General features: G+C 40.9%; 7 protein-coding genes. All 7 read left to right on the forward strand.

What is annotated here, in order from left to right; translation table 11 throughout:
• Window positions 1-240: 240 nt before the first annotated feature.
• The gene (locus H3001_RS17720; protein WP_219915895.1) at window positions 241-1272 is read left to right on the forward strand and encodes a FecR family protein; all 1032 of its coding nucleotides are present in this window, start codon (window positions 241-243) and stop codon (window positions 1270-1272) included.
• A 243-nt stretch (window positions 1273-1515) separates the two neighbouring features.
• Window positions 1516-4815 (forward strand): SusC/RagA family TonB-linked outer membrane protein, encoded by a 3300-nt coding sequence (locus H3001_RS17725; RefSeq protein ID WP_181215650.1) that lies wholly within the window; start codon window positions 1516-1518, stop codon window positions 4813-4815.
• Window positions 4816-4826: 11 nt separating this feature from the next.
• Entirely contained in the window at window positions 4827-6344 is a 1518-nt protein-coding gene (locus tag H3001_RS17730) for a SusD/RagB family nutrient-binding outer membrane lipoprotein (RefSeq protein ID WP_178243844.1), read from the forward strand.
• Window positions 6345-6363: 19 nt separating this feature from the next.
• Complete coding sequence (locus H3001_RS17735; RefSeq protein WP_178243846.1) at window positions 6364-7506, forward strand: glycoside hydrolase family 18; 1143 nt, start codon at window positions 6364-6366, stop codon at window positions 7504-7506.
• Window positions 7507-7515: 9 nt separating this feature from the next.
• On the forward strand, window positions 7516-8688 hold the full coding sequence (locus H3001_RS17740) for a BT_3987 domain-containing protein (RefSeq protein ID WP_181215651.1): 1173 nt from the start codon (window positions 7516-7518) through the stop codon (window positions 8686-8688).
• A 526-nt stretch (window positions 8689-9214) separates the two neighbouring features.
• Window positions 9215-9940, forward strand: a complete 726-nt coding sequence (locus H3001_RS17745) for a hypothetical protein (RefSeq protein ID WP_181215652.1) — start codon at window positions 9215-9217, stop codon at window positions 9938-9940.
• A gap of 37 nt (window positions 9941-9977) precedes the next feature.
• On the forward strand, window positions 9978-10961 hold the full coding sequence (locus H3001_RS17750; RefSeq protein WP_246368688.1) for a right-handed parallel beta-helix repeat-containing protein: 984 nt from the start codon (window positions 9978-9980) through the stop codon (window positions 10959-10961).
• Window positions 10962-11078: the final 117 nt, after the last annotated feature.

An 11078-nucleotide genomic window follows, 5' to 3' on the forward strand; every position in this document is an offset into this window, starting at 1 on the left:
CCATATTGTCAAGAGGGCTTCGCACCAAACAATTACTCGTAAAGCACGCCTCTTTAGGCTACTGTTGACGGAACAACAGGTTCAGACATCATGCTGAACAATTACTTGTACGACTTCTTGTCGCACGTATATCACAAAGATAATAATTACCCCGAAAAAAAAGATAAAAAAAATATCATTTTAGTTTAGGGGAGGAAGCCGCAGAATTGTCATGTATATAGAAACACAAAATAATAGAATATGAAACTTCAAGAAAACATTATAGAAATTCAGGAAAATGATATGGAACACCTGCTGATGCAGTACTGTCAGGGTACGTTGTCGGGTGAAGAACGCAGCCGGGTAGAAGCCTGGCTGGAAGAAAGTCCCGAACACCGCCGGCTGGCCTCGCAGATAGAAATGCTTTATCTGGCTACTGATACGCTTCAGCTTCAGCAGACCCTGAATACAGAAAAGGCCCTGAAGAAGGTAAAACGCAGAATGTCCGGTTCCAGAAGAACTGTGATATGGATGTGGATGCAGCGTGCGGCAGCGATTTTGTTCCTCCCGGTACTGACAGCCTTGCTGGTGGAGTATTTTACCCGTGAGGATGATGTCCGCATGATGGAGGTACGTACGAATCCGGGAATGATTGCCACAGTAGTGTTGCCGGACAATTCGGTCGTACATCTGAATTCAATGTCTACCTTGCGTTATCCGTCTTCTTTTTCAGGAACCAACCAACGTTTGGTGGAACTGGACGGAGAGGCATTCTTCGAAGTGGAGAAAGACAAGAAAAAGCGCTTTATCGTATCTGCTTCTAATGACGTTAAGGTAGAGGCTTTGGGAACCAGTTTCAATGTGGAGGCTTATCAGGAAGACTCTAATGTAGCCGTTACCCTGGTTGAAGGAAAAATCGGCTTCGACTATCGGGAAGGAAATAAGGAAAACCGGGTGTTGCTGACGCCCAACCAGAAAATCCTCTATGATGCCGACGAAGGAAAGGTACAGCTGCTGAAGACATCCTGTGAAACGGAGACAGCGTGGAAAGACAATAAGATTATTTTAAACAATACTCCTGCTGAAGAAGTGTTACGTATCCTGGAAAAACGCTATGGCGTGAAATTCTTTATCAGAGAAGGAGTTCAACCAACCGGCTCTTTTACAGGTACGTTTACCAATCAGCGTCTTGAGCGTATACTCGAATACTTTAAGGTATCTATTGGTTTGCGCTGGCGCTATATTGATCAGGAAAACCGTTCTCAAATCGAAACTCATATTGAAATATATTGATAAAATAATTAAACTCTTAAATTATGAATATGTATAATTCATCTTGACAAATGAAAAACTGAAGAATGTTTTTTCCTCTTATTCTTGGGGGTTGCTTCTACTTGTTTGTAACGAATGAAAAGCATAATAGACCTTTAATATTTAATACAATTTATGGAACACAATTTTTATTATTCTGCTTCGGAGCAGAGAATTCAATCAGGTAAACTGCGTAGGTTTGCTTCATTGAAGTTGTCTCGAACTATGAAGTTGTCAGCCTTCTTTTTTATTACTTCTTTAGGGATAGGCTATGCTTCTGACGTATATGCACAGACTGCGCCTGTTAGTATTGATTCGAAAAATGTGACAGTCGGTAAAGTTTTAGAGGACATTGAAAATCAGTCTGAGTATAGTTTCTTTTACAACAATAAGCATATCGATTTAACTCGCCGTGTATCAGTATCTTCTCATCAGCGTGATATTCTCGAAGTATTGGGGCAGGTATTTGAGGGTACGAATATCACATATTCTGTGCTTGATAAAAATATTATATTATCTAGCAAGGAAAGTAAACGTGCCAAGGCTGGCGACCAGGAGTCTGTATATGAACTGAAGGGAAAGGTATTAGACAGTAAAGGGGAGCCGATTATTGGAGCGACGGTATTGGAAGTGGGTACTTCGAATGGAACAGTTACCGATTTTGATGGAAATTTTGTCCTTAAGACTTCCAAACCTAATGTGAAGTTGGAAATCTCATACATCGGTTATAAGAAAGAAATTCTGGATGGTAAATTAGGAGTGCTGTTGCGCGTGAATATGAAAGAAGACACAGAAGTGCTTGATGAGGTAGTAGTAACTGCCTTGGGTATAAAGCGTGCAGAAAAAGCATTGAGCTACAATGTACAGAAAGTAAAAGGCGACCAGATTACCATGGTTAAAGATGCCAACTTTATGAACTCACTGGCGGGTAAAGTAGCAGGTGTGACCATTAATGCAGGTGCTGCCGGTCCGGGTTCTTCTACCCGTGTGGTCATGCGTGGTATGAAATCCATTGAAAAAGGCAATACGGCTCTTTATGTGATTGATGGTATTCCTATGTATAACCGTAACTTTGATGGTGGAGGCGGTGTTTATGGAGGTTCTACCGGATCGGAAGCTGCTGCAGATATAAATCCGGAAGATATCGAATCAGTAAACATGCTGACAGGCCCTTCGGCTGCCGCTCTTTACGGATCGGCTGCCGCCAATGGTGTGATCATTATCAATACTAAAAAAGGTGCTGAGGGAAAAACGGTTGTGACCATCAATAACTCAACTACATTCTCCAAAGCCTATATGATGCCTGACATGCAAAGCCGGTACGGAAAGACAGCTGCAGATTATGAAAGCTGGAGTGAATTGCTTCCGGAAAGCTACAGCTATGATCCGGCAAACTTCTTTAATACGGGTACAAATATTATCAACTCGGCGTCTCTTTCTACGGGAAATGCCCGTAACCAGACTTACTTCTCAGCTTCTACCACCAATTCGACAGGTATTATTCCTGAGAGCCGTTATAACAGATACAATTTCTCTGCCCGTAATACAACGAAATTTGCCAAAGATAAATTGATTTTTGATTTCGGCGTTAATTTTATTATACAGAATAACAAGAACCTGGTATCACAGGGAGTGTATAACAACCCTATTGTCGGCCTTTATCTGTTCCCTAGAGGAGAAAATTTTGATGAAGTCAGATCTTTTGAAAGATGGAATGATGCACGTGGAATCCAGATGCAATATTGGCCTTATGGAACAGGGGCGCATACCATTCAGAATCCTTATTGGATTCAGAACAGAATGAACCGGGAAATGGCCAAGCGACGTTATATGGTAAATGCCTCTCTTCAATGGAATGTGACCGACTGGCTGAACATCGTAGGACGAGTAAGGATGGATGAATCGACTACGAAACAGAATAATAAATATGCGGCATCTACAAGTACCACTCTTGCAGGTCTTAATGGTGGCTATCGTGTGGAAGATGGAACCGACCGGACCGTATATGCCGATGTGATGGCAAATGTAGATAAAAGCTGGGATAAATTCAGATTGGTAGCGAATGTCGGAACTTCATTGAATGACCAATATTTTAATAGCATTTATATGGGAGGAGACCTGATTGTTCCTAATCATTTTGCGGCAAATAATCTTGATCTGGCATCTCATTTCAAGAGAAATGAAAAAGGTTGGCACGACCAGGTTCAGTCAATATTCGCATCTGTGGAAGGAAGCTGGAATGATGCGGTTTATTTAACCCTGACCGGACGAAATGACTGGGCTTCTCAACTTGCTTTTTCAAAACAGAAATCTTTCTTTTATCCGTCAATAGGTGTTTCTACTATAGTTTCAAATTTGGTTGAACTGCCTGAGTGGCTTTCATACCTTAAAGTTCGTGGCTCTTATTCGCAAGTGGCAAATGCTTTCTCAAGATATCTTTCAAATCCGAGTCTTGTGTTTAATGAGCAGAACGGTACATGGTCGCAAAACTCAACTTATCCTTATCGGGATTTGAAACCGGAGAATACTCGCTCTTGGGAAATAGGTGTTAATGCCAGATTGCTTAAAAATATAAATCTTGATGTTACATATTACCGTTCAAATACATTCAATCAGACCGTATATGGAACTCTGGCGGCTTCATCGGGTTACTCAAACTTTATCGCACAGACAGGTAATGTACAGAATGAAGGTGTAGAACTGGGTGTCGGCTATAATAATACCTGGGGTGATTTTTCATGGGGAAGTAATTTTACTTTCACGTTTAATAAAAATAAGATTGTAGACCTTGGAGATGATATTGTCAATCCGTTAACCGGAGAGGTAAACCAGATTACGGAAATACGGAAAGCCTGGCTTGGTGCTGCAAACGTAGCTCCTCAGGTCATCCTTCGTGAAGGTGGTTCTCTTTCAGATATCTATGTAAATCATTTTATCAAACGCGACTACAATGGCTTCGTGGCAGTAGACAATAATGGTAATATCTCTATGGAAGAAGTAGAGCCTGTCAAGGTCGGTTCTCTTGCCCCGAAGTGTAATCTTGGATGGAGCAACAATTTTGACTATAAGGGTATATCATTAGGCGTAGTTGTTACAGCACGTATCGGCGGACTGGTATATTCCGGTACTCAGGGTATTTTGGATTATTATGGTGTGTCTGAAACTTCTGCTTTGGCAAGAGAAGGCAATCCGATCAAAGTCAATCAGGGAACCATCAGTGCCAAGAGTTATTATCAAACAATCTCTACAGCCAATGGTGGACATGGTGCATATTATATCTATGATGCGACCAATGTACGCTTGCAAGAACTTTCTTTGAATTATAGTTTCCCGAAGTCGTGGTTTAAAGACAAAGTAGGATTGACAGTGGGATTCGTAGCAAGAAATCTTGCCATGATCTATTGTAAGGCTCCGTTTGACCCGGAACTTTCTGCCTCAACAGGAAATAACTATTATCAGGGAGTGGATTATTTCATGCTTCCTAGCACCCGTAATTTTGGATTTAATATTAAATTCCAGTACTAAACATTACTATTATGAATAAAATAATCAATAAGACTGTCTTAATAGCTCTTGCTGTAGTTACGGCAAGCAGTTGTATCGGTAAGTTTGAAGAATATAATACAGAACCGTATGCGTTGCGTGTGGAGGATCCTTCTGTATTGATTGCACCAATGTTTGAACCTTTGATGTATGCCCAGCAGAACTCTTCTCAATATGTCGATCAGATGGTGGGTACATTAGGTGGCTATTTTGCACTGAACAGCCGTTGGTCAGGACAGAATTTTGATACTTTCAACCCTTCCGATGAGTGGTCTGCTATTCCGTATAATAAGGCCTTTAATACGATTTATGCTAATTATTTTAAAATTGAAAAAATAACCGAAGGCAGAGGACATTATTATGCCATGGCTAAACTGATAAAGGCTGCTTCGATGGTACGTGTCGTTGATTTGTATGGCCCTATCCCTTATTCTTGCGTTCAGGATGGAGACATGACCGTAGCATATGATTCAGCCGAGGACGTTTACAAGCATATCATTGATGACTTAAAGTCGTCGGCAGAGGTACTTTCTGATTTTGTAGCTTCGGCTCCAGGATATAAACCCTTAGGATCTTCAGACCCTATTTATGGGGGAGATTACTCCTTATGGGCAAAATTTGCAGAATCTATTATCATGCGAGTGGCCATGAGAACGGGCAATAAAGAAGCTTTCGTTGATGCAATGAATTCTCCTATTGGCTATATCCAGTCCAATTCAGAGAATGCCATGCGAGACCCGAAATCTATGGGTAATCCTTATAACATTGCAGGATCCATCTGGAATGAATTGCGTCCGTCATCTTCTATTGTCAGTTATACCGTAGGGTATAATGACCCTCGTGCCGATAAATGGTTTACTCCGGCTTCGGCCACATGGTCAAAATATGGCAAATATGTGGGCCTGAGAAGAGGAAATGAAATTCTGCCGGCAGGAGATGGATATAGAAGTAAACTTACATTCAATCATGAAGACTTGCTGCCTGTTTTTGTGGCAGCGGAATCACAGTTCCTTTTGGCCGAAGCTGCTCTGAAAGGATGGATTCAAGGAGATGCACGTACCTACTATGAAGAAGGTGTAAAACGTTCTTTCGAACAATGGGGAGTATCTGGAGCCGATGCATACCTTGCGGATGAAACCAGTGTACCTGGAGATCATAAAGAAGCGCTTGCATCACAGAACTATGATCGAAAAACAGAAGTTAAGATTGCTTGGGATGCTGAGTCTACTCCGGAAAAACATCTTGAACAGATCATTACTCAGAAGTGGATTGCCAATTATCCGCTTGGCTTGGAAGCATGGGCCGATTATCGTCGTACGGGATATCCGGAACTTGCTCCAAGTGTAAGTAATCTCAGTAGCGGTGTTATTTCCGACGTGGTTCGTGGTGCTAGAAGAGTCCGTTATCCGTATCAGGAAAAAGATCTTAACTCAGAGAATTATCAGAAGGCCCTTTCTCTTTTAGGTGGCTCTGACAATGAAGCTACAGACTTGTTCTGGGCAAAAAAATAATAACTAAAAAATAAGGATTATGAAATACAATAACTTGAAAACAAACTTACTGTTTGTATTATTATTTGTATTAGCGGGATGCAGTAACTGGACTGAACCCGAGGTTAATGTATACGATGATTGTCCGCTTGACCAGATAGATAGGGATGAGGCCTATTATGAAGCTTTGAGAGCTTATAAGGCTTCGGAACACTCTGTTGCATTTGGCTGGTTCAGCGGTTGGGGAGAAGGAAGTGCCAACATGTCGGCAACACTTTCTGCTGTACCCGATTCTATGGATATTATTTCTCTTTGGGATAACCAGCGTAACCTCACCGAAGCAAAGAAGAAGGACCTTGAATATGTACAAAAAGTAAAAGGTACCAAGGTGGTAGTTTGTGCCTTTGTGAATAATATCGGTGACGGATATACTCCACCTGAGCATAATGGATCGATTGAAGAGAAAAAAGAATTCTGGGGATGGATAGACGGCGATAACGAAGCGATTCAGTCTGCAATTGCTAAATATGCCAAGGCCATTTCGGATACTCTTTATAAGTATGGATATGATGGATTTGATATTGATTATGAGCCAGGAGGTGAGCTGGATAAGAATATGACTTATTTCGGATGGCTCGTCAGAGAATTGAGTAACTATTTCGGACCAAAATCTTCTACAGGAAGACTGTTCTTGATTGATGGGTATGTGAATCGGCTTACTCCTGAAATTGCTCAATGTGTAGATTATTTTGTCTCACAGGCTTATTCTGTATCTGGTGGTACGCCTTCTCCTAATGCTGGAACTACGGCTGCTGATAAAGACAGACGCCTTTCTCAATGTGTTACCGCATTCCAGGAAGTTCTCACAGAAGAAGAAGTTACCAATAAGTTCATTGTTACAGAAAACCTGGAATCAGCCATGGACTGTTTGAACGGAGGTTTCTTCTGGACTGATATCCAAAATCGTAGATGGAGCAAAGAGGTCATGCCTTCTATTTTGGGATTTGCTTCATGGCAGCCATCCAATGGATTCAGAAAAGGAGGATTTGGAGGGTATAAATTTAATAATGAGTCTGTTAGCAATACTCCTTACAAGTGGTTCCGTAAAGCCATTCAGCAACAGAATCCAGCTCCTGGAGCGAAGATTGTAACAGACGATGATTATGTAGCACCTAATAAATAATAGAAAAATATGAAACGATATCTAATAAATATATTGTATACATTATTTGTAGCTTTATTTGCTACAAGTTGTGATGATGCTGAATATAGTATTGCTGGTCCTATTGTCTTTCTTCAGGAAAGTGTCGGAGGTACCGGAATAGCCGGGCAAGTAACCACCGTACCTATGGGAGGCAAGAAAGTAACTTTAAAAATGGCATTGAGTGATAAAGTAAGTGAGGATGTGAGACTGCGTTTCGGCATAGATGAGACAGCCCTTGCCATTTATAATAAAGAACAGTCCAGCGAATATCTGCTGATGGATAAGTCGTTATACGATTTAGGAGGAGAAGTGACTATTTCGGCTGGTAATTATACGTCTGATAATTTGGAAATTATGTTGAATAAAATTCCGGAAGAGATTGCCGATCAGCCACTTGCACTTCCTTTGACGATTGAAGTTATTAGTGGTAACGTGACCGTTGCACCTGTTACCTCAAAGTATGTGATTGCGGTTTCTCCGGTATTGACTAATGAACTGGCTCAATTTACAGGGGCTCCTAATCTGGTAAATGAAGATTTTACAGCGTTCTATCCACAGTATACTGTAGAATGTCGTTTCCAAATGCAGAACAGCGCAAACCGCAACCGTTTTGTATTTAATAACGGCCATTTATCTGGACGTTTTGAAGACCCTCAGCAAGATCAGGATGGACATAAGGCACACTCTTTGGTACAGTTCCATGTAATTCCTGATAAGTGGATTAATCCGGAACTTTCTTTTGAGTCCAATATATGGCAGCATCTGGCTGTGTCTTATAATGGAAGAGCCATTACCATATATGTAAACGGAGCATTCGCCGGTACTAAGGAATATCCGGTAGAAAATGCAGGTCAGTTTGATTTTGTGAAATGGTTTGAAACAAATTCTTATTGGAACAACTGTAAATTATTGATTACAGAAGTCCGCGTATGGTCTGTCTGCAGAACAGAAAGTCAGATTCAGTCTAATATGAAATCAGTGCTTCCGACATCGGCCGGACTTGAAGGATATTGGAGAATCAATAAGGCTACTTATGATGAGGCCGGTAAGTCATTTGCAGATCTTACAGGCAAAGGACATCCATTGACCGTAAGTGCTCAGACTATTAAATGGATAAAAGGAGTATCTTCAGAAGATACATCTACCGAGTGGGTATACTAAGACATGTGTAAAATAGTTCGTCACTCATAAATTTGAGTAATATAATAGTTTGGTTGGTCTTTTTGTTATAATGGACTAAAGCTTGAAAGGCGGAAAAATTTGGTTTTTCTAGGTTTTATCCGCCTTTCTTTTTTCTCTATTCATTAATTGGTTTTAAATGTTTTGCAACCAATAGGGTATGATTGCAAGCATGGATATTGGCTTTGTTAACTTTTACATTTTACTCACGTTATCATTTTGCAGAACTTGTAAATGGTTTGGATCCTGATAAGGAACATACACTCACCATAAAAGTAACGGATGAGCATTTAGATAAAACTTCGATTCTTTTTGAACGAAATCGTAATGATTTAAAAGAACATCCGGGAAAATATAATGTTGAATGCTTTGTACATTATTCCTTAAAACAATATTATCCTGATTAATGGCTGAGGCCTGAATTCATAAGCCTGTTAAGTCAATAACTGGCCTTGGCCTGAGTATGAATTTGTTTTGCTGATAATGCAGAACGTATAGTCTTTGATGTATGAAAAGAAGAAATTTGTTGCTGATAATGCTTGTTTTGATATGCTTTCCTGCATTTTGTGAGAAGCATATCTATTATGTTTCGGTAAAAGGAAACGATAATGCTGCCGGTACCTTGAAGTCTCCTTTCAAGACCGTACAGAGGGCTGTGGAAATTGCACAAAGGCATGGAACTGATACTGTGGAAATTCAGTTCAGAGGGGGAGAATACCGCCTTCTGAATAGTGTGAAAATCATGGGTGAGAACCTTATACTTCGTCCTTACCGGTCTGAAAAAGTATCATTTACAGGGGGAATTTCAGTAGGAAAGAACCAGATAAGAGCAATTCGGGATGAGTCTGTTATATCCCGGTTACAGCCTCATGTCAAGGATAAAGTGAAAGAAATTGATGTGAATTCCTTAGGGGTGGAAATAGCAGAAATCACTCCGAAAGGCTTTGGCCGTGCTGCACTTCCTTCATGGACCGAGTTATTTGTTAACGGTCGGCCAATGCATCTTTCTCGCTGGCCCAATGACAGTACTGTATTGATTGGAAAGGTCCATTGTACTGGGGATATCCCTCGGATAAGGCAGTTTGGCAAGGGCCTTCCACAGTTTGAATATATTGAAGACAGGCCCTCATCGTGGAAATCGGCAGAGGGAGCCTGGATTGCCGGTTATTTTGCTTATGGATATGCGGATGATATGATACCTTTGGCATCGGTTGATACCTTTGGCATCGGTTGATACCTTGAAGAAGACGATTACGGCTTCGATGTCCACGATGTATGGATTTAAAAGCGGTCTGCCGTTCCAGCGCTGGTATGCGTTGAATCTGGTGGAGGAAATTGATGAACCTGGGGAATATGTGATTGATAAGAAGAATGGAAAACTCTATTTTTTGCCTGTTGATGAGGATGTTTATGATGTGCATGTTTCTGTGATGGAAGCTCCCATGTTTTATATTGAATCTTCTAAGAATATTCTTATCCAGGGATTTACTTTTGAATATTCCCGAGGAATGGGCGTTTATATGGATACTTCGGAAAACGTGAAAGTAGATCGCTGTATTTTTAGGAACCTGGGGTATGTGGCCGTTTCAATCGGACGTGGAGACTTACCGGACGGAGATGTATATAAAGCCCAGCATGAATCTGATAGAAAGTATGAAGAAGGAGTGGGCGGAGTAATCGGAACATTATCATCCCGTTTGTACGATGACAGGTTATTCGATAGAAAAGGCGGTAAAAATAATGGAGTTTCCAACTGTGTAATATATCAGGTTGGCTCAGGAGGCATCAGTTTAGGAGGTGGTGACCGCGGTACACTCACTCCAGCCGGTAATTATGTGGAAAATTGCAGAATATATGATTTTAACCGCATCGAAAAGTCTTATCGCCCGGGAATATCTGTCGATGGGGTAGGAAACCGCATTACGAAATGTGAAATTTTTGATGCTCCCAGTATGGCCATACATCTATGTGGAAATGATCATCTGATAGAGTACTGTGACATACATCACGTCTGTAAGGAAATCGATGACCAGGGTGCTTTGTACTATGGTCGTGACCCTTCAGAACGAGGTATAAAGGTAAAGTATTGCTATTTTCACCATTTGCAGTCGAATCATCGGGTATGTGCGACTTATCACGATGACGGGGCTTGTGGCATGGAGGTCTTTGGCTGCATATATTACCGGATTGGGACAAAAGCCGTATTGATAGGAGGCGGTCATGACAATATTTATAGAAACAATATTTTTCACTAGTGTCTCTTAATAATTGTAAAAAGACTCGTTAATTATTTGATTTACAATATTTGTTTTCAAAAAATGCTTGTCGCATATTTGAATCAGTTACCTTAGGGGCTGGGCCAAATTGCGATA

This window comes from Phocaeicola faecicola, from assembly GCF_013618865.1.
Lineage (GTDB): Bacteria > Bacteroidota > Bacteroidia > Bacteroidales > Bacteroidaceae > Phocaeicola > Phocaeicola faecicola.

Coding starts and splice junctions, on each gene's coding strand:
- H3001_RS17725 (WP_181215650.1), top strand. CDS start 1,516: ATGAAGTTGTCAGCCTTCTTTTTTATTACTTCTTTAGGGATAGGCTAT.
- H3001_RS17750 (WP_246368688.1), top strand. CDS start 9,978: ATGTATGGATTTAAAAGCGGTCTGCCGTTCCAGCGCTGGTATGCGTTG.
- H3001_RS17730 (WP_178243844.1), top strand. CDS start 4,827: ATGAATAAAATAATCAATAAGACTGTCTTAATAGCTCTTGCTGTAGTT.
- H3001_RS17720 (WP_219915895.1), top strand. CDS start 241: ATGAAACTTCAAGAAAACATTATAGAAATTCAGGAAAATGATATGGAA.
- H3001_RS17740 (WP_181215651.1), top strand. CDS start 7,516: ATGAAACGATATCTAATAAATATATTGTATACATTATTTGTAGCTTTA.
- H3001_RS17735 (WP_178243846.1), top strand. CDS start 6,364: ATGAAATACAATAACTTGAAAACAAACTTACTGTTTGTATTATTATTT.
- H3001_RS17745 (WP_181215652.1), top strand. CDS start 9,215: ATGAAAAGAAGAAATTTGTTGCTGATAATGCTTGTTTTGATATGCTTT.